This window comes from Streptomyces sp. NPDC037083, from assembly GCF_055606485.1.
In genome coordinates this window covers 218,564-237,787 of record NZ_JBVJSQ010000014.1, presented here as the reverse complement: position 1 = coordinate 237,787, position 19,224 = coordinate 218,564, and the positions used below count along the sequence as shown (strand labels likewise).

Annotated in this window: 16 protein-coding genes and 3 pseudogenes; 6 read left to right on the top strand and 13 right to left on the bottom strand. The window is 69.8% G+C overall.

The genetic code is table 11. The features are described 5' to 3' along the window. The first annotated feature begins 93 nt into the window (after positions 1–93). Positions 94–501, top strand: a complete 408-nt coding sequence (locus ACZ7DE_RS32495; RefSeq protein ID WP_470767479.1) for a hypothetical protein — start codon at positions 94–96, stop codon at positions 499–501. A 1,129-nt stretch (positions 502–1,630) separates the two neighbouring features. Here the strand turns inward: ACZ7DE_RS32495 and ACZ7DE_RS32490 are convergent. Beyond that, positions 1,631–1,898: pseudogene (locus tag ACZ7DE_RS32490) on the bottom strand (hypothetical protein); the annotation flags it as partial. Positions 1,899–2,372: 474 nt separating this feature from the next. Here ACZ7DE_RS32490 and sigK point away from each other — a divergent pair. Both sigK and ACZ7DE_RS32480 read left to right on the top strand, forming a co-directional pair. Then, positions 2,373–2,984, top strand: coding sequence for an ECF RNA polymerase sigma factor SigK (gene sigK / locus ACZ7DE_RS32485; RefSeq protein ID WP_470767477.1), 612 nt, complete (start codon positions 2,373–2,375; stop codon positions 2,982–2,984). Then, positions 2,981–3,727 carry an anti-sigma factor gene (locus ACZ7DE_RS32480; protein WP_470767475.1) on the top strand — a complete coding sequence of 249 codons (747 nt, stop codon included), beginning with the start codon at positions 2,981–2,983 and terminating at the stop codon, positions 3,725–3,727. Before sigK ends, ACZ7DE_RS32480 begins: the two co-directional genes overlap by 4 nt. 3 nt (positions 3,728–3,730) lie before the next feature. Here ACZ7DE_RS32480 and ACZ7DE_RS32475 read toward each other — a convergent pair whose 3' ends face one another. The 6 genes from ACZ7DE_RS32475 to ACZ7DE_RS32450 are packed head-to-tail and all read right to left on the bottom strand — an operon-like array spanning position 3,731 to position 12,617. Further along, complete coding sequence (locus tag ACZ7DE_RS32475; protein WP_470767473.1) at positions 3,731–4,453, bottom strand: 4'-phosphopantetheinyl transferase family protein; 723 nt, start codon at positions 4,451–4,453, stop codon at positions 3,731–3,733. Positions 4,454–4,463: 10 nt separating this feature from the next. After that, positions 4,464–5,453, bottom strand: a complete 990-nt coding sequence (gene sbnA / locus ACZ7DE_RS32470) for a 2,3-diaminopropionate biosynthesis protein SbnA (protein WP_470767471.1) — start codon at positions 5,451–5,453, stop codon at positions 4,464–4,466. A gap of 44 nt (positions 5,454–5,497) precedes the next feature. Continuing rightward, complete coding sequence (gene sbnB / locus ACZ7DE_RS32465) at positions 5,498–6,565, bottom strand: 2,3-diaminopropionate biosynthesis protein SbnB (protein WP_470767470.1); 1,068 nt, start codon at positions 6,563–6,565, stop codon at positions 5,498–5,500. Next, complete coding sequence (locus ACZ7DE_RS32460) at positions 6,562–7,578, bottom strand: TauD/TfdA family dioxygenase (protein ID WP_470767468.1); 1,017 nt, start codon at positions 7,576–7,578, stop codon at positions 6,562–6,564. The genes sbnB and ACZ7DE_RS32460 overlap by 4 nt, the downstream gene beginning before the upstream one ends. 30 nt (positions 7,579–7,608) lie before the next feature. Then, positions 7,609–10,074 (bottom strand): non-ribosomal peptide synthetase, encoded by a 2,466-nt coding sequence (locus tag ACZ7DE_RS32455; protein ID WP_470767466.1) that lies wholly within the window; start codon positions 10,072–10,074, stop codon positions 7,609–7,611. Beyond that, positions 10,074–12,617: a Pls/PosA family non-ribosomal peptide synthetase gene (locus ACZ7DE_RS32450; protein ID WP_470767465.1), complete on the bottom strand. Its 2,544-nt coding sequence runs from the start codon at positions 12,615–12,617 to the stop codon at positions 10,074–10,076. The genes ACZ7DE_RS32455 and ACZ7DE_RS32450 overlap by 1 nt, the downstream gene beginning before the upstream one ends. A gap of 291 nt (positions 12,618–12,908) precedes the next feature. Here ACZ7DE_RS32450 and ACZ7DE_RS32445 point away from each other — a divergent pair. Beyond that, positions 12,909–13,022, top strand: a pseudogene (locus ACZ7DE_RS32445) (transcriptional repressor LexA); the annotation flags it as partial. 420 nt (positions 13,023–13,442) lie between these two features. Here ACZ7DE_RS32445 and ACZ7DE_RS32440 read toward each other — a convergent pair. Further along, positions 13,443–13,751: a hypothetical protein gene (locus tag ACZ7DE_RS32440; protein ID WP_470767464.1), complete on the bottom strand. Its 309-nt coding sequence runs from the start codon at positions 13,749–13,751 to the stop codon at positions 13,443–13,445. Between the two features lie 289 nt (positions 13,752–14,040). Between ACZ7DE_RS32440 and ACZ7DE_RS32435 the strand changes: the two genes are divergently transcribed. Continuing rightward, the gene (locus ACZ7DE_RS32435; RefSeq protein ID WP_470767462.1) at positions 14,041–14,550 is read left to right on the top strand and encodes a hypothetical protein; all 510 of its coding nucleotides are present in this window, start codon (positions 14,041–14,043) and stop codon (positions 14,548–14,550) included. A 626-nt stretch (positions 14,551–15,176) separates the two neighbouring features. On the opposite strand, the gene ACZ7DE_RS32430 is transcribed toward ACZ7DE_RS32435, so the two are convergent. The 5 genes and pseudogenes from ACZ7DE_RS32430 to ACZ7DE_RS32410 all read right to left on the bottom strand — a co-directional run. Beyond that, positions 15,177–15,380: a cold-shock protein gene (locus ACZ7DE_RS32430; protein WP_010982331.1), complete on the bottom strand. Its 204-nt coding sequence runs from the start codon at positions 15,378–15,380 to the stop codon at positions 15,177–15,179. Between the two features lie 313 nt (positions 15,381–15,693). Beyond that, the gene (locus ACZ7DE_RS32425; protein ID WP_470767461.1) at positions 15,694–16,176 is read right to left on the bottom strand and encodes a DUF3618 domain-containing protein; all 483 of its coding nucleotides are present in this window, start codon (positions 16,174–16,176) and stop codon (positions 15,694–15,696) included. After that, a complete protein-coding gene (locus ACZ7DE_RS32420; RefSeq protein ID WP_470767585.1) occupies positions 16,173–16,544 on the bottom strand; it encodes a phage holin family protein in 372 nt (123 codons plus the stop codon). Before ACZ7DE_RS32420 ends, ACZ7DE_RS32425 begins: the two co-directional genes overlap by 4 nt. A 386-nt stretch (positions 16,545–16,930) precedes the next feature. Beyond that, positions 16,931–17,563: a hypothetical protein gene (locus tag ACZ7DE_RS32415; protein ID WP_470767460.1), complete on the bottom strand. Its 633-nt coding sequence runs from the start codon at positions 17,561–17,563 to the stop codon at positions 16,931–16,933. 52 nt (positions 17,564–17,615) lie between these two features. Then, positions 17,616–17,964, bottom strand: a pseudogene (locus ACZ7DE_RS32410) (IS5 family transposase); the annotation flags it as partial. Positions 17,965–18,026: 62 nt separating this feature from the next. Here ACZ7DE_RS32410 and ACZ7DE_RS32405 point away from each other — a divergent pair. After that, positions 18,027–18,617 carry an alpha/beta fold hydrolase gene (locus ACZ7DE_RS32405; RefSeq protein ID WP_470767458.1) on the top strand — a complete coding sequence of 197 codons (591 nt, stop codon included), beginning with the start codon at positions 18,027–18,029 and terminating at the stop codon, positions 18,615–18,617. Positions 18,618–19,224: the final 607 nt, after the last annotated feature.

The window sequence follows — 19,224 nt, the reverse complement described above, 5'->3', positions numbered from 1 at the left end:
CTTCGACGTACGAACTCCGCCGCACGCTGCCTGCTCCAACTGCGCCTCGCCCGCACCCTCGCCGCACAAACCAATAAAAGCGAACCCCGGGCCGTGCTGCGCGCGCTCTCCGCGGCCGAACTGCACCTCAGCGACGCCGGTGCCGACCGGCCGACCTGGTGCTCATGGGTGTCCGAAGCCGACCTCGCCGTCGACACCGGCCAGGCCCTCCTCGACCTCGGCGACACCGGCCGCGCCCACCAACTCATCACCGAAGGCGAACGCCGGCTGCCCACCACCCGCGACAAAACCCGCAGCGTGTTCCTCGCCTACCGCGCCACCAGCTACCTCGACCAGAAGGAACCTGAACCCGCCGCAGCCGCCGCCACCCAGTCTCTGCTCCTGGCCCGCCGCATCGGCGCACCCCGCTGCGTCCACCTCATCGACGACCTCCTCCCGCGCTTCCAGCCCTACGCCGGCGCCCAGGGCGTATCGAAACTCCTCCACCTGGCATCCGCATAGGCCCTTCTCCACGCGATGAGGCGGGTCGACAGCGTGAACACCCCCTGCCACGCCTGTCCCGACAGTTCCTGAAGAGCCGATGCGGCTCAGCCCGTGTCCTCGTGGTGAGGACCTCCTTCTCTTCGCCGTCCTCGCCCCAGCCCAACCAGCGGATCGGCTCCGCCGTAGCGGGCGCCGCAACGCAGATGATCGCGGACACGCTGAGCGACCTCCGCGAGGGGCAGCAAGTGACGCGCCGATGACCAGTAGTTCGCCGCAGAACGCTTCGGCGGGCACGACGCCAGCCTCCGTGAGAAAGGCCGTTCATCGGTGACACGGGGCCGCAGCCGAGAGCTACGGATACGGCTACCACGGCCAGGCACCCACCCGCGTCCTGGCCGACCTGGTCACCGACTTCACGACCCTGCGCCCGCTGCTCACCGTCCCGCAGCCCGCACCCGTCCGGGCCAGGCTGTGCCGGACGGCCGGGCAGATGGCCGGGATGACCACGATCGTCCTACATGATCTGGGCAGCCGCCGGGAGTCCGTGCCTGGTTCGCCACCGCCGCCCGGGCCGCCGCCGAATCCAGCGACCAGCAACTGCACGCGTGGGTCCTCGCCCGGAGGCGATGGTGCCGGCGCGCGCCACGGCTCGGCGGGCCTCCCTGTCACACCCCCCTTGACCACGACCTGATCGCCAGCCGAAAAGGGGCTGTGTCAAGGGGAAACGTGCTCGGTGGCGGACCTGGTCAAGGGGTCGCGCGCGTACCCGGCGCAGCTGGTCAAGGGGTCGGTCGGCGGTGGGCGCACCGGTGCGGTGCGGGACATCGGGTGCGGCGCACCCGGCGCGCGCGAGTGCGGGGCGTCGTCGGGTGGTGCGCCGCCGGATGCGGTGGCGGACATCGCGGTGCGCACCACGTGGCGTGCATCGTCATCCGGCGCACCGGAGTGGAGTCCAGTCGGTGGATCCCATCGGCCCATCGGACGGGGGAAGAGTCGGTGTTCCAACCCTGCGCTATTCGGCCCCGGAACTAGATGATCAATTCCAAGGAACGCACGCGGAGGGTGTGGGGTGGGCGGTGGCCGAAGCCACTGCGAGACGGTCAGGCGGCGGGCTGCTGGCCCTGGTTGTCGAGGTGGCAGCGGGCGGTCAGGCGTCAGGGTCGATTTCGGGGTGCGTGAACCGCACGGGCTTGCCCAGCGACCGGGCGTAGGCGATTTCGGCTCGGGTGCTGTCTCCGATGTAGTCGCCAACTACAGCACCTCATCAGCAAGCCGGATCTTCGCCCGGTGCAGATCGTCGAGTCGAACCTTCAGCGCCTCGGCCTCGACAGGATCGGACCAAAGTTCGTGCGGCGACTTCATGTTATGCCCGGTTTGACGACAATCTTTCCCGCTTTGGTCTCCCGCAGCACGGCGTAGATCTGCGGGCTCCTGGCCAACCGCGGTCCGCCGTACGACGACCGGCGAGCACCCCGCCGATACCCCGTCGGACGGCATTCCTGCTAATGGGCTGCGCGGGCAGGTACACGCCGCGTGTGGCACGGGAAAGACCATCATCGCGGCGGCGGCGAAGGGGCTTGTGCCCAAGGGTCGCGTTCTCGCCGGTGCCGACGTTGGATCTGCTTGGCCGCGTATGCGGTGGTGCTGCCCCGGTGGTGACGGGCCCGGGGTCAGGTCCAGGAGGCGAGAGGAGGGGCTGCCGGGGTCACCGGCGGCGGCCCCTTCTCGCACTCCGGAGGCGACTGATCTTGATCTGTGGCCGTGACAGCTCCGAACAAAGGATGCAGGGGAACGCTGCGGCAGGCAGGTGAATCTGTCGGACGGACGGCTTTGGACCGGATGCGTTCTTCGCGGAAGGGGGCAGTGTCGAGCTGAGCCGAGGAGGCGCGATGGACCGAGGAACCGGATCTCAGACGGAAGGTGACACTCAAGGGCGGCGAGGAGAGTCCACGGACGAGCCCGGGCTGGACCAGTTGCTCGTCCGCGCCGCTGAGGGCGACGAAGAGGCTTTCGCCGGACTGTACGAGGCTCTGGTGGACACGGTGATGGGACTGGCGTGCCGTGTGGTGCGGGACAAGGCACAGGCGGAGGAGGTGACCCAGGACGTGATGGTGGAGGTGTGGCGGACCGCCAAGCAGTTCCAGCCGGCGCGCGGGGCCGCCCGGAACTGGGTGCTGACCCTCGCACACCGCCGTGCGGTGGACCGGGTGCGGTCCGTCACCGCGGGCCGTGCCCACGAGCTGCGCGCCGCGGTCCGGGAACAGGAGCGGTCCTTCGACACCGTCGCCGAAGAGGTCGAGGTGAGGGAGGAACAGCGCGTGGTCTTCCGCTGCCTGACTCAGCTGGCCCGCGAGCTGAGGCTGCCCCTGGTGCTGGCCTACTACGAGGGGCTCACGTACGCGGAGGTCGCCGAGGCCCTCTCGACGCCGCCGGGAACAATCAAGTCGCGGATGCGTCAGGGGCTGAAGCGCCTGTACGACTGTATGGAGGCCGGTTCGTGAACCTCACCGACGACCCGCATCTCGATGTCGGCGCGTATGTGCTGCACGCGCTGCCGGCCGCTGAGGAAGCAGCATTCGAGAACCACCTGGCCTCTTGTATCCCATGCCGCCTGGAGGTCGAACAGTTGTCCAAGGGGGCCGTCGAGTTGGGGGCGGCCGAGACGAGCGCGCCCTCCGCGGACCTGCGCCGCCGGGTGCTCGACCAGATCACCACCGTACGTCAGGTCCCATCCGACGCATTCGCGTCTCGGCGCCAACGCCGTCGGCAGGGGGGTGTGAAGCTGGCGCTGGCCGCGTCCGTGGCGGCAGCCCTGGCTCTCGGAGGTGTCGCCTGGTGGCAGAGCTCCGAGGCCGAAACCGCGCGTGAGCAGTCCGCCCAGGACCATGCCGAGTACCGGCAACTCGCCGATGTCCTGACCGCCCCCGACGCCACGATCAGCACCAACGAGCTCGCGCGCGGCGGGACCGCGAGCGTCGTCGCCTCCCGGGCACAAGGCCGGTCCGCCTTCTTCGGCTCCGGGCTGCCGCCGCTCACCGACGACCGGGTCTACCAACTCTGGTACACCGAATCGGGGCAGTTCCGGCCGGCCGGACTGCTGTCCACCACCGCGGGCGGACGTGAGGTACGTGTCCTGGACGGGCCCCTCGGCGGGGCCACTGGCGTCTGCGTCACGGTGGAACCGGCCGGTGGCTCCCGCCAGCCCACCACGCACCCCCTCGGCGTCATCTCCGTCCCCCCGTGACGCTCACTGCTCGGCCACCGCGACGGCGGCCGCGCATCCCCTCCCCACCGCCACGTCCTCGATGCTCCAGCCCGGCATCCGGCGGGGCCCGTGCGCGGAGGCGCCGAGGTGGTCGAAGCGGAGGTCACGTCCGAGTCCGGCACCGAGCCCTTTCAGATACGCCTCCTTGCGTGTCCACACGCGGGCGAAGGCGGCGGGGCGCCGATCCGGCGGGCACGCGGCAAGCTCGGCGGCCTCCCGGGGATGCAGCGTCGCCGTGAGCGCGGAGACGACGTCGGAGGCGGGCAGCCGTTCGATGTCCGCGCCGACCGCTGTGTCCGCGAAGGCGAGCAGGCAGAAACCGTCGGTACGGGAGACGGAGAAGCACAGGGGCACGCCGGGCACGTCGGGACGGCCGTGCGGGGCCCGGCACACGGGGCAGGATTGCCGTACCAGCGTCACGTCCGACGGCTCGACCCCGAGGTAGGCGCCGAGGAGCATGCGCAGGCACACGTGGGCGACCCGGTATCCGTCCCTGTCCGCCACCCGGTGAAGTGCCGCGGCCCGCGCCCTTTCCCGGCTGTCCAGCAGTGTGCCGGCGAGTGGGGTGACGGCGCCGCGGAGGTCCTCCACCCGTGCCAGCCACAGCCGGGGCCGGCCGGGGCGAGGCGGCTCCGGAGGCCGTGCCCAGGCCGCGGGTGTCAGCCGCTCGGGGCGCAGGATCGGTCGCGCGGGAAGGAGGCACATGCACAGCCGCCTACGGTCGGTCGGAGGGCGCCCGCACAGCGCGGGGGTCCTCGATCGCGTCACTGCCGTACAGGGCCTGCACCCAGTTGCTCTGGTAGATCGTGTCGAGGTAGCGCTCACCGAGGTCCGGGGCGATCGCGACGGGTGTGAGACCCGGCGTTCCGTGCCGGGCGAGCCAGCTCGTCGCCCCGCTGACGACCGTGCCGGTCGACCCGCCGAACAGGAAGCCCCGCCTCGCCAGGTTCCGGCAGGTACGGATGGCATCGGCCTCCTCGACGCGGACCGCCTCGTCGACGTAACTCTCGTCGAGCAGGGGCGGCCGGAGGCTCATGCCGAGGCCGGGGATCATCCGCCGTCCGGGCGGGTCGCCGAAGATCGCGGAGCCGACGCTGTCCACGGCGACGATCCGCACCGGCCGGTGCCAGGAACGGAACCAGCGGGCGCAGCCCATCAGCGTGCCGGTCGTGCCGACGCCGATGAACAGGACGTCCAGGAGCGGGAACCAGCGGGCGATGGCCGGGGCCGTCCTGAGGTAGTGCGCCCGCCAGTTGTCGGGGTTGGTGTACTGACTCAGCCACACATAGCGGTCGTCCGCGGCGCACAGACCGCGCAGATGCGCCAGCCGCGCGCCCAGCAGACCGCTCGTGGCGTGCTCGTCGGAGACGACGTGGACCTGGCTGCCCAAAGCCTCCATCATCAGCCGGGTGGCGAGGTTGCACCGGGAGTCCGTCACACAGACGAAGCGGTAGCCCTTGCTCGCCGCGATCATGCTCAACGCCACGCCGAGATTGCCGGAGGAGGACTCGATCAGGATCGAGTCCCGCCGGAGGGTTCCGCTGCGCTCGGCGGACTCCACCATCTCGGTCGCGGCCTTCAGCTTGATCGAACCCGCGAAGTTGAAGCCCTCGCACTTGAGGAAGAGCCGGTGGCCCGTCGTCGGCTCCAGGTCGACGTACAGGTCCTCCTCGTTGAAGGCGTGGGGGACGGATATGACAGGCACGATTGTTCTCCTCGTACAGGCCCGACGGTGGACGCGTTCCGCCCTCAGCCGTGCCGGCTCAGCTCGTGAAAGAAGTGGTCGATGACCCGCAGTTCGCCGGATCGGGCCACCTCGTCGTAGACGTAGCTGCCGACCGCAAGGTCCAGCACGCCCAGGCCGAACGGTGAGAAGACCGCCGGGCGGTCGGCCCGGACCGTCACGCGGCCGGCCATCACGTCGTCGAGCGTGCCGAGCAGGAAGTCACGGTTGCCGGTGAGGCGTTCGGTAAGATGCGGTGAGGTGGCGGCCCTGAGGCAGTGGTCGACGTCGTCGACGACATTGGTGGAGCTGAGTAGCACCTGCGGCGCGAGGTCGCGCAGCGACACGTGCAGCACCACCGGGTTGTGCCGGAACCAGGACGGCTCGGTGATGTGCGGCCGGTCGGCGACCGTTGCGAAGACGATCAGGTCACTGAGCCGGATCAGCTCCTCAGCGGTGCGGTGCACGGTGACGCGTCCGACGGCGCCGGACTGCTCCAGGTAGGTGCGGAAGCCGGCGGCGCTGTCGGGGGACAGATCATGTACACCGATGGCGTCGAAGGACCAGCCGGTGCCCTCCAGGTAGGTGTGGATGTAGCGGGCGATCAGACCCGCCCCGACGAACCCCAGGCGGACGGGGCGCGGTCGTCCCCTGCTGAGCCGGTCTGCCGCCGAAGCGGCGGACGCCGCGGTTCTGGCGGCGCTGATGATCGAGCTCTCCACGCATGCGAAGGGGTAGCCCGTGGTGGGGTCGTTCAGGATGAGTACAGCTGACGCCCGTGGGATGCCCGAGGCGACGTTGGCGGGGAAACTGGAAATCCACTTCAGGCCGTCCACCCCGCCCTCGCCGCCGAGCGAGGCGGGCAGCGCGATGATCCGCGATGTCGGCCGCTCGGGAAAGCGCAGAAAGGAGGACGGCGGGTTGACCGTACGGCCGGCACCGTGCAGGCGGTACGTCGCCTCGACGACCTCCACCACGGTCTTCTCACGACCCCGGAGCACCTCCTTGACCTGGCTTCCGGGGATGACGGCGAAGGACGGCACCACCGGGGCATCCCCCCGGGCGGTCTGCGGGACGGTGTGCACGCTGGTCATGCCGCTTCACTCCCTGTCTGCGGTCCGGGAAGGCCGGGACGCACGGGGTCGGCCATCGCCACCACGATGTTCCGCGGCCCCCGGTACGCCTCCCGGCTGTGCGCGGTGCGGATGTTGTCCACCAGCATCAGGTCCCCGCGCTGCCAGGACCGGCGTACGGTATGGGCTTCGTACGTCTTGTTGATCTGCTCGACGACGTCCGCAGGCACCGGATCGCCGTTGCCGTAACGGGTGTTGAAGGGCAGCCCGTCCGGTCCGTACTCGTCGATCAGGAACTCCCTGACCTCGGGTGCCATCGTCCACTCGTTCAGAAAGGCGATCTGGTTGAACCAGCAGCGCCGGCCGGAGACCGGGTGCCGCACGACGGCGTGTCGGTGCTGCCGCGTGCGCAGCGAACCGTCCGGCTGCCAGGACCAGTCGATCGCGTGGGCACGGCAATAGGCCTCGACCGCGCCGCGGTCGCCGGTGCCGAAGGACTGAGCGAGCGTCGCACCGATCCCCTCGTTGTAGGCCCTGTCGAGCAGCCAGCCCTCCCGGGCGAAACGGTCGACGAGTTCGGCGGGCAGCGCGTGCACCATTTCGGTCGCGTCAGCCACGGCGGTGGCGCCGCCTTCGACGGGCGGCTCCAGGCACGCGAACAGCAGCAGGCCGGGACACTCGAAGGCGTAGCTGAGTTCGTGGTGCATGCACATGGGCTGGCTGGGCGGCCATGCCGACGACGAGTAGACGCCGTCCGCGTGGCGGTCGCGGGTGGCGAACCCCTCGCGTTCGGCCATGGGGCGCTCGGCCACCTGGCGCAGGACCGACTCGACGTCGGCTGGGTTTCGCAGGCCAAGGCCGCGGACGACGAGCGCCCCCCGCTCGGCGACGAGTTCACGCAGCGCGTCCCGCCGGCCGGCCACCCAGGCCGCCGTGTCCGTGGCGTCCGGGGTGCCTGCGGCATCGAGTGCCGGAAGGACGTCCGGAGCCGGTGCCCTGGTGGCCCTGCTCTTGCGGAAGAGTGCCGACAACATGCCGATCTCCTCTCGTACTCCTGGTGTCCGTCACGGTTCTCCGCCGGTACGGCTGTCGATCAGCTGGGCCAGGTCGGCCAGCACGGGACGCCCGGCGAGGTCGCGCGGGGTGATCACCCGACCCAGCGAGACCGCGAGCCGTACCGCCGACAGGGAGGTGCCGCCCAGGTCGAAGAAGTTGTCGTCTCGGCGGATCCGTCCGGGCGGTAGGCCGAGTTCCGCCTCCCATTGCGCCGCGAGCCGCCGTTCGGCCGGCGTCCGCGGGGCGCCGCGGGAGTCCCGGGCCGGACCGAGGTCCTCGGCGTGCGCCGCGAGCGCCTTGCGGTCGGTCTTGCCGTTGGCTGTGAGCGGCAGGCGGTCCAGTCGGTGGAAGGACGCCGGGATCATGTACGCGGGAAGCAGGTTCACGAGCCGCTCACGCAGATTCTCGGCGGTCACCGCGCGCCCGCTCGTGTAGAAGGCGGCCAGCTGGCGGCCGTGATCCTCCGCGCCGGTCACCACGACCGCGCAGTCCGTGACGCCGGGCACGCGCAGCAGCGCGTTCTCGACCTCGCCGATCTCGACCCGGAACCCCCGGATCTTCACCTGCGCGTCCCGGCGGCCGAGGAACTCCAGTTTCCCGTCGGGCCGCCAGCGCCCGAAGTCGCCTCCGCGGTAGAGCCGTTGGCCGGGGCGGTGGGGGTCGGCCAGGTAGGCGAGCCGGGTGCGTTCGGCGTCGTTGATGTAGCCGCGGCCGACGCAGACCCCGGAGAAGACGATGGCGCCGGGTGCCCCGAGCGGAACCGGGCGCAGGTTGTCGTCGACGACGTACTGGTACACGTTGGCGATGGGCCGGCCGAGCGGGATCCGGTCGGTGGCGGGAGGTCGGTCCATCACCTCGTGGTTGGTGTCGTCGGACGTCTCGGTCAGTCCGTAGGCGTTGACCAGTCGCACGGCGGGACCGGTGGCGAACCACCGCTGGACCAGTTCCCCACGCAGCGCCTCGCCGGTGACGGACACGCACCGCAGGTCCGGCAGGTCACGCCGGCGGCGTTCCAGGGCGGACAGGATGACGTCGAGATAGGACGGCACCACCTGCAGGACGTTGACGCGGCCCTCGGTGATCCGGTCCAGGAACCGGTCCGCGTCGAGGATGGCGTTCTGCTCGACCAGCAAGGTCCGCCCGCCCGTCAGCAGCCCCGCGAGCAACTGCCACAGCGAGATGTCGAAGCACTGCGAGGCCGTCTGCGCCACCACGGTGCCCTCGCCGATACCCAGGTCGCCGATTTTGGCGTACAGGTGGTTGAGCAGGCCTGCGTGCTCGCACATCGCGCCCTTCGGCTCACCGGTGGAGCCGGAGGTGAAGAAGACGTACGCGAGCCGACCCGCCGGTATGTCCAGGCCGAGGTCGGTTCCGTCGGCGGCCCGGTCGATGATGTCCGGGACGAGTAGCCGCCGGGTTCCGGGGAGCGATGCCAGGGCCCGGTCCAGCTGCGTGGTTCTGTCCGGCTCGGTGAGGACGTACGAGCAGTCGGCGCGGCTGAGCATCGCGCTCATGCGGCCGCCCGGGTGACGCGGGTCGACGGGCAGGTACACGGCGCCGGCCTTGAGGACGCCGAGCACGCCGGCCGCCCAGTGGAGGTCGCGCTCCGTCACCACGGCGACCGTGTCCTCGGGGCCGAGCCCTTCGGCCAGCAGGGCGCGGGCCAGCCGGTTGGCCCGCGTGTTGAGGTCCGCGTACGTCCACCCGCGGCCCTGGTGGACCACAGCGACGGCGTCCGGAGCCTTGCGCACCCGCTCCTCGAACAGTTCGTGGAACCGGCGGTCCGGCAGCGAACGGCGGGGCCCCGCCAGCCCGTCGAGCTGGAACCGCAGTTCGTCCGCGGACAGCAGGCTGCGCCGGTGACGAGGGGCGTCGGGGTCGGCGGCGATCGCTTCCAGCGCGGCGAGATGGTATCCGCCGACCCGGGCGGCGCAGCCCGCGTCCAGCAGGTCCGTTCGGTGCCGCAGGCGCAACACGAGCCGGCCGCGCTCCTCACCCGCCGAAACGCCGAGCAGCACGGCTCCGTCCACCGGGACGGTGACCTCGTGCCCGGCCGCGAACACTACTTCAGGGCCGCCCCGGGACGGTGTGCCGGCCCCGGGCGACAGCGCCACCGCCTCGGCCCGCCGGGCATCCAGCACCAGTCGGCGCCAGGTGCCTGGCCCGGCCGTCAGCTCGAAGGGCAGTGGCCGGGGCCGGCCCGGGGCCAGATAGCCGCTGCGCACATCGGGATCACCCGAGAGCAGGGCGAGCACCTGCGTGTGCGCCGCGAGGAGGATCGCGGTGAGCGGCACGCCGAGTTCACGGGCCCGCCGACGCAGGGACGCCGTCACTTCGCCGGGGACGCGCCTGACGTGCTCCCCCGTACCGGGCATCGGCTCCATCGCCCATCGGGGCGCGGCCGTGAAGCCGCCCTCGACCCGGCTGTCGTATCCGGGGACGCGGGCGTCGGTCGCCGCCACTGTCGCTGCCATCACCGCGCACCTCCGCTTTTTTCGTCGAGGGCCGGGCGGGCCGGATTTCCCGCCCAGCGGGTGTGCTCGGGGACCGACTCGCCCTTCATGAGGAAGCAGTCCGCCCCCAGCACAGCGCCGTCGCCGACCGTCACGCCGTAGTGCACGAACGCTCCGACGGCGAGGGTGCAGCCGGCACCGAGAGCACTGCGGTCCGACTTGAACGTGCCGTCCTCCTGGGAGTGGCACTGCATGACACTGCCCGCGTTGAGGGTGCAGCCGTCCCCGATGCGGACCATGGGGCGCTCCGTCAGATGGCAGCCGTCGTCGAAGACCCCCGCCCCGATCCGGACGCCCAGCATGCGCCACACGACGCTCTTGAACGGCGTGCCGTCGAGGATGTGCAGATACGTCTCGGACGGCACCTTCCAGTACCGCTCACGACGCCAGAAGCGGCGGTCGTAGATCGAGCAGAACAGTGGCTCCGGAGAGTGCCACGCCGTGACGGCCCGCTCGAGGAGGACGTAGTAGAGGAGGGTGAACGGCAGCAGGACGGTGTTGGCGAGCGCGAGGACCGCTGTGCCCCACACCGGGTACAGGCTCGCGGCGAGCGCGAAGAGCAGGACGACGCAGAAGAAGAACAGCCATCCAGTGAGCAGGTGACATGCCATGGTGACGGCGTTGTGCCGGTTCTTGGCCGCGAGGCCACGGCGCAGGCCGTCCCCGTACTTGACTTCGTCGAAGGTGCTGTCCCTCGCCACCGAGCGCGGGATCTCGAAGCATGGGGAGCCAAGAAGGCCCACGTCGTGCCGGATCGGTCCGCTGACGGGGACCGCCACCTTGGTGGCGAGGAGGCAGTTGTCGCCGGTCCGGCCGCCGGAGGGGTAGGCGATCCGGTTCCCGAGGAAGTTGTGCGCCCCGATCACGGTCGGCGACAGGCGGAAGGAGGTGCTGGAGTACTCGGCGTTCATCAGGGACAGTCCGTCCGCGACCATGGTCCCGGTGCCGACCCTGCTCAGGTAAGGGGTCTCGTGCTTGACCGCTGTGCCGAAGTTCGAGCCGGTCTGCTCCACGGGAGAGAGGCGGTAGCCGATCCAGCGCAGGTAGTGCACGATGCAACTGCTGTCGCCGAACAGACGGGTCAGAAATTTCCTGTTCGTCATCAGGACAATCGTCCGATGCACGGTGTGGTGGAAGCCGAACAGCGGGTACGTCCGGCCAGGCCGGACAAACCTGCCGAGCAGCCGTGGGACGGTGGCCAGGACCGCGAGAGCGGCTATCACGCCGCCGAAGAAGACCACGCTCGTGACCACCAGCAGATCGACGTAGAGGACCTTCGCCCCGTCTGCCTTCCTCACCGCGGATCCCTCCAGCACCCGGGAGAGCAGCACGTCCAGGCAGCCCACCGCCAGCGGCACGTACACCAGCAGCGCCATGAGCATGAGCAGGACACCGTGAACCGCTCGCCGTGCGGTGCCGCACCGGGCGGGCTCCACCTCTGGGAAGTCGCCGTCCGCGGGCTGGGCCGGAGAGCCGTGCCAGTGCTCGCCGTCGGGGACCGCCTGGCCGGCGTGCAGGGAGGAGGCATGCCCGAGTCGGGATCCGTCACCGATCCGGCTCCCGATGTCCAGCACCGTCGCCTCGCTGACGACCGCGTCCCGGCCCAGGATGACCGGCCCTGTCTCGATCACGCCGTCGGCCGCGTGGTAACAGCTGAGCAGCACGTCCTTGCGGACGAGTGCGCCGTCACCGATGGTCAACAGGTCGGTGCAGACCGGGGCGGAGCGCGAAAGGATCGTCACTCCTCTGCCGATCCGCGCACCCAGGACCCGCAGGAAGAGCGGATGGAGCGGCGATCCTACGAACAGGGCCAGCGGGCTCGACCGGATCAGCGTCTTGACCAGCCAGAACCGGAAATAGGCAAGACTCCAGACACGGAACCTCCGCGGCGTGAACCGGCCGATCAGCAGCCACTTGGCGATCACGGGCAGGGCGCACAGCACGATGAGCAGCGCGGCGCCGAACACGACGCTCCGCAGGTAGGCGTCGAGCAGATGGACCTGCGCGGAGATCCATTCGTAGCCCTGGGCCGAGACGGCGGCGAGGAGAAGGGCGTAGCCGAGGAAGGCCAGAAGCTGGAGTGCCCCGCAAAGCACACGGTGCGGGCGGCCGGTCGGCGGAGCCGGCTCCCGGGCCATGGCCCTGGCCAGTTCCGATGGGCTGGGGGCCTCGGTTTCGCCCGGTGGTGGAGGCGCGCTGCCGACAAGCGCGGCTGCCAGTCCGCCGGCGGTCGGATGCTGGTAGACGTCGCGCATCGACACGTGCGGCAGGTCCGGCCGGTTCCTCACCCGCGCACAGAAGTGCGCCATCACCAGGGAGTCGGCGCCGAGATCATCGAAGAAGTCGCTGTCGACACGCACCTGGTCCAGGTGTGCGACCTCCGCCAGCATCCCGGCGAACCGCTCGGCGACAACGGACACCACGGATGGATCCGGCGGCGCTTCACGGAGCCGGGCCTCCTCCACGAGGCCCCTCGCCACCTCCTGAAACTGCTGTCCCGCCATGAGAGGCCCCCTCGGCTGCCGACTGTCGCGTGTTCCGCCTCACTGGGATTCGTAGCCGGGCAGCCCAGGTATGAATGTCCGGGCGTTCTTCTCGGAACGCGAGCGGCTGTCTCACCAGCCGGATGCCTCACAGCCGGCGATCAGAGCACATCGGCCACCGGCGACTCGGGTCATGCTCTTCGAGAGCGCCCAGACACTCCGATCACGCTCCTGCCGCGATGTCCGTCAGAGTCGGCCCGGCGTGGGCCCGGGGTCCGGCCCACGGGGTGCTGCACGCGCCGGACTGCGAGGAAACGCGAGGACGGCCACGTCTGGCACCTCCCGCACAACTGCGCCTACGAGCCGACCCCGGCGACGACGTGGACCATCCTCGCCAAGGTGGTGGCAGCGCTGGGGAGCGTATGACGGCTGCGACGGACGGGCCTTTCGAAGGCACGCCCTCTGACCGGGCCCCGTGACCCCTGCGCCGGTTCGAGCAGCATCATGACCCGGGACAACGTTCCCGCGCCCGACCCGTCGCCCGCTCAGCAGCCCGCTGCCGGTGCCGGCCTGACCGCCGCGCCAGTCCAGGGCGCCGCTCGGTCCTTCACGGCCCGCCTGGTGGACACATTCCTGACCAACCCGCCCGACTGGCTCAGAGCCCTGTGGCACATGCTGCCGCGCCCATGGGAGCACTGGCCGCCGGGGCCGGGCAGGGCAACCCTGCTGCTCAATGTCATCGACGTCAGGTCTCGTCGGCGAGCGCGGCCGCCGCAGCGCCGGTCGTGCGTCGGATGCGCGTGCCGACGCTGGTGAGCTTGCGTGACGCTGCTCGAGTCGTCGCGTTCAGGCGGTGACGAACTCGGCCGCGATACGTGCTGCTGCGGCTACCGCATGGCGTGTGACCTGCTGGTCATCCAGGTAGTCCAGGCCGAGGGCGGTCAGCAGATGGTCGGCCTGCTGGTGGGCCAGCGCTTTCAGGGTGTGGGGCAGTTTGTCCTCGTCGATCGGCGTCTCCGAGTCCTTCAGCTGCCGGGCGGCCTCCCAGGCGGCCGCGTGACCGGCCTGTTCCTCGGTGATGCGACGGTCCAGGCCGGTGCCGCCGTACAGGGCGGTGTGGGCGTTCTTGTACTGCGTGATGGTCTGCTGGGACATGATTTCTCCTCGCATGGAACCCCGCTGGGCTCCTGTTGCCGGCGGAACACCACCAGACAAACGCGGCGCGCGGACCTGTGCCCAGCCAGAGGCCCCGAACGGGTGGCCTCCCCGGGCGCCTTGTTCAGCGAGTGGTTGGAGGGGTCGTCACGTCCCGGCGGTTCATACGGCACGCCGAGATCTCTGCCGGGGCGGAGTCCCAGTATTGGAACCGTCTCTGTCGCCCATGGGTGTGGACTGTCAGGAGCGGGAAGGAAGTCGGCGGGAGCCGGGAGAGCGGGGAGGCCCTGTGGGGAGCAAGATCTCGGGCAGATTCCGGTACAGCATCATGCACACCTACGTCACACGGCATGTCGGTGACAGCACACAGACGGCGACCTTGGTCAACGCTGAGGTGGGCAGCCTGGACCGGTTCGACGAGCGGCCGAGTGAGATAAGCGTTTTCTGCGAGCACTGCGACGCGCGGTTGCGGGTCGTGCTCCGGTCCACGGCCGACGTACGGCAGCGGCGGCGTACACACCGGCTGCTGTGGCCGGTGTGGGCCCTGCTGGCCGTGTTGAGCGGCTGGGGCCTCGTGCATGTGCTGCGGACGGGTGACGGCTTGGGGGAAGCCGACCTCCGCTTGTACTTCACCGCGGCCGCGACCATCCTGCTCGGGTACAGCACCCTGCGCAGTCTGATCCTGACTCAGGGCTTTGACACCCCCGAGGTGACCAGGACGGATGATCGGGAGCCCTGCGGGGTTCACCACAGCTGGACCACGCCCCGGCAGGCGGACGCCAAGGACCGCAGGTCATGAGCCGGTATCTTGGACAGCCTCCCGCCGCCAACTTCAGCCCGAAGCCGACGGCACAACCTGGGGCACTCACCGGTCGTTGGGCGCCTGACCAGCGTCCACTCACTCGATGCATACCACCGTGGGCTCCACTCTCAGAGTCCACCGTGGCCGCTCATCCCCGACGGCGACGCAGGCGCGTGGAGCACCATGCGTTGGGCTGGCCCTCGGGGTACTGCCGTGAGCGGGAGCGGTGCCGGGCGGGCGGCGGCTTCGGCAAGGGATACAGCGCCGCTGGCAGCCGGGACGCGTCGGCGACTACTCCAGGCGCTTGAGCCCCAGCGGGCCACCGCGTAACGGCGAGGGCCGCAGCGCCGTTGGACGGCGCGCCCCCATTTTCGAAGCCAGCGCATCGTTCGGGACGATGTCGCGCTTGGGGGACAGCTCCCGCATCCCAGCGGTCTGTCGCCCCTTCATAGCCACGAAGGCCGGGCCTAGTCGGGACGGCGGGCGGGGCGCAACGTGCGCGGCGAGCGCGCGACGGCAACCGTCCGCCGGGGGTGTAGTTGGTGCTCTGCCGGGGGCCACTGCAGAGCGCACGGCACCCGCCCAGCGAGGTGGCGGGCGGGTGCCGTGGAGATGCAAGCCGTTCAGGCGGGGGTGATGTTCTCCGCCTGGGGGCCCTTCTGGCCCTGGGTGACGTCGAAGTTCACCTTCTGGCCTTCCTGGAGCTCACGGAAGCCGGAGCTGGCGATGTTGGAGTAGTGAGCGAAGACGTCGGGGCCACCGCCGTCCTGCTCGATGAAGCCGAAGCCCTTTTCCGAGTTGAACCACTTGACGGTTCCGCTGGCCATACTGCCCTCCAAGGGGACTGGAAATCGGTTCCTGCACTGCGCGGGAACCGGAGGTGATCGCCTTGGTCCTCAGACACTCTGAACAGCAGAAACGCCCGTGCGCACGCTCACGGGCGACCGGTACTTCGGAACCACGACAGCTAACTCCAACGCTACACCGGTAAGCCGACGCCCGCTGCTATCGCCCGCACGTGCCGCCGCCCGCCGACCGCTGCGTGCTTGCGCCGGGCGCCGCCGACTGCGCCCACGGGCGGTCACGCCCCGAGCGCCAGACCGACCGGCTTGTAAGCGATCTTGGATGCCTTCACCCGGCTCACCCCTTCCGGCGGCGGCAGGCCAGCCACACCACGACGGCCACGCCCGCGGCCGCCAGCAGCACCTTGCGATTGTCCCGCGCCAGCTGCGCCCCTTGGGCTGTCTTCTGCCGTACCGGCTCGGGCGCCTTCTCCTCCCACAGCTGACCGGCATGGGCTGCCTTCGCCCGAGCCTGCTCGGCGGCCCGGGCGGCCTGGTCCTTGACCGGGTCGGGCAGCCTGTCCTGCGCCTGGTGTGCCAGGTCGGCAGCCTTCGCTTTCAGTTCCCCGGCCTTGACAACCGCTTGCTCCTTCAGCTCGCCGGCCTTCGCGGCGGCCTGCTCCTTGACCTCGGCGGCCTTCTCCTGGGCGCGCGCCTTGACGTCGGTCTTGGCCGCCAGCGCCTCGACCGTCTGCCCGAGCTCTTCACGGGTCTGCTCGACCTGCTCGCGCAACTCGTCGGGGCCGGCGGCGGTGGGCTCGTCATGAGGCGGCTGGGTCATCGGTGGGCACTCTCCTTGATCTCGGCCACGTCGGCCTTGACGTTCTCGATCGTCTGCTCGGGTGCGGGCGGCGTGGCCTGGTCGACCTGCTTCTTTCCACTCATGGCCATGATCGCGGCGATCACACCCAGCACCGCGGTGACAATCAGCGCCGCCGCCCACACCGGCAGCAGCACCGCCAGCGCGGCGATCGCGGTGGCGACCAGCGCCTGCGCCATCAGGAAGCCGACGACTCCGGCGCCGCCGAACAGGCCACCGCCCTTGCCGTAGCGCTTGCCCTTCTCCTTCATCTCCGCCTGGGCCAGCCTCAGCTCGCCGCGCACCAGCTCGGTCAGCTGCTGCGAGGCGCGCTGCACCAGCTCGCCCACCGGCTCCTGGCCAGAGCGGTCCGTGCTGTGGTCGGACCCGGCATAGTGCGACTGCGTGCTCGACACGACGGCCACCTCCCGTCCCTCTGCGTTCCTGCAGGCCGGGCCGTCTCATGGGCCCGACCATCCGATGGGCACGCGAGTACCCCGAACAGACGACTTCAGGGCGGGCGGCGTGGCCTGATCACAGCCCCGGACGGACACAGTGGTGCGCCGTTTTAGGAGCTTGGCCAGGAGTCGGACGCAGGCGTCGCGCTCCAGTGCCACTGAGCATCAGGTCTCCGGCCGCTCACCCAACGTTGCCGACGGCAGAGTCCTGATGCGTAGTTCACCATCGGCACCACCGGTGACCAAGAGCCTGCTGCCCGGTGAAAACGCTGATGCCGTCACGTGACCGCCGTGACCGATGTGCGGACTGTGCAGCTCTCCCGCGCAGGCATTCCCGCCCCAACCATCGGCCGGGGCAGGCGGCCTCCCGTCCGGGCTCGGGGGAAACACAGAACGGGAGCCCTGCCTCCATCTTCTACGCCGCCGGGCCGTGCGGATGCACAGCAGCAGGCGGCAGGCCCGCCCCCTGGAACGGAGCTTCTATTCCCGTACTGCCCCTGGAGTTCGACACCTTCGGCGAAGTTGCTCGGGTGCAGTCCCTCGAAGAACCGTTTGAAGAACGGGTCCCGGAGTTTGTCGATGTCCTCGATCTGTGATTCGCCGGGTACGGCAGTGGCGGCTTCGCGGCGCAGCTGGGTGGTGGTGACCTCGATGACGATCCAGGTGCCGGGATAGTCGATCGCGGCGTCGGCGATGCGCTGGCCCTGGGCGGTGTAGGCGGCCTTGAGGTCGGCGTCGTCGTAGACCCGGCGCGTGGTGCCTTCGTCGCGAGTGATCACGTGCAGGACGTCGCTGACGTACAGCCCACTGCAGTGGCGCAGGGTCTGCTTGGCCCGGGCGGCCATCTTGCGGCGGCCGGTGGGCTTGGTGCGCCCTACGGCGGGAACCGGATGTCCCAGATCGGCAGCCATCCGAAGGCCCGGCTGATCAGGTGGCGGGGATCAAGGATCAGCAGCCGGTCGGCGGCGCATCGGTACGGGCGCCTGCCACATGCTGATGGGCACGCACGATCGTGGAGTCAACCGAGATGTCCCAGTCGATCTCGCCCGCAGCGTCCGCCGCGGCCTGCACCTGCTGCAGCAGGCGTTCCCAGGTGCCATCTGCTGACCACAGCCGATGGCCGCTCATGGACCGTCTTCCACGGCCCGAACCGCTCAGGCAGATCCCGCCACTGCACCCCGGTCCGCACCCGGTGCAAAATCCCATCGATCACCTGTCGGTGATCCGGCCACCGGCCACACCGCCCATTGCTGACCGGCAGGAACGGCTCAAGCCGCTCACACTCGGCATCCGTCAGATCACCTCGCCCCATGTCCCGAACAACGATCCGACAGGACGCCAGTCACATGATCAGCTGGCTAGTAGCCTGCGGCCATGCCCGATCCCTCCCCCTTCGCCATGCCCACCCGCTTCGATGGTGCCCCTGACCGTGTCGCAGTCGTCCTTCCAGGCGTCGGTTACTCGCCCGCCAGGCCACTGCTGCACTTCGCTCGCGGCGTGCTCCTCCAGCGCGGCTGGACGGTCCAGGAGTTGTGGTGGCAGATCCCAGAAGACTTCTCGCAGTTCACCGTGGACGACCGGATCGCGTGGGTGGAGCGGCAGGTCACTCAGGCCGTCGACGCCGAGGCAGGGGCCTGTCGCCTCCTTGTCGGCAAGTCCTTGGGCTCACTCGCCTGCGGCATCGCAGCCGAGCGAGACATCGCAGCGGCCTGGCTCACTCCTGTCCTGACCATCGGCCACGTGGCCCGTGCCCTCCAGCGAGCCCAAGCGCCGACCCTCCTCATCGGCGGCAGCGCCGACAGGCTGTGGGACTCACGGATCGCCGAGTCCCTACGACATGACGTCCTGGAAGTTCCCTCAGCGGATCACGCACTGGAGCTCGCGGACGACGCCACGGGATCCGTTGACGTATTGCACCAAGTCGTCTCACGGCTGGACCGCTTCATCGGCTCTCTCGGCCATTAGAAACCACCAGACAAGATCGCCCGGACAGGCTCTAACCGATCGGTTCACGGACAGGAAGCCCAGGCCGATCGCGTGCAGACGTAGCGCGTCCAAGAAGACCGTTCACTAGCCTTCCGCGTGTGAACACACCGATTTATATGGAAATAGCTATGTTGCTGCGGTGACCTCTCATTGGTTGTCCTGTGGCGGGGCAGACCCCGCGACGACCTCGCAATGGTCGGGGACGGCCCCGCAATGGCTGTCTGCGGTAGGGACCTTCGCGGCAACGACCACGGCCCTGTGGACTGCCTCGCGCCAGCAGCCAGCCGCAGAGCGGGTGTTGGTCGGCACCCGCAGGGAAAAGGCCGCGCACGTTGCGCTCGAACATTTCGATCTGTGGCTCAAGGGCCCGCCACGTTGCAACTCCCCGGAAGCCCGTGGTGGGCCCTCTCCTTTTTCCGAATCGCCTCAACATGAAGAAAGGCCCAACCCCCACAGGGAGAAGGACCTCAGCGCGCAGCGAAGAGCTGCGTGGCTCAGGATCTCACCAGATGATCATGGTCGGACAACACGCCTTAACTAGACATCTCCCCCTGTCGGTTTCCAGCCACGAACGATGGACATAGGC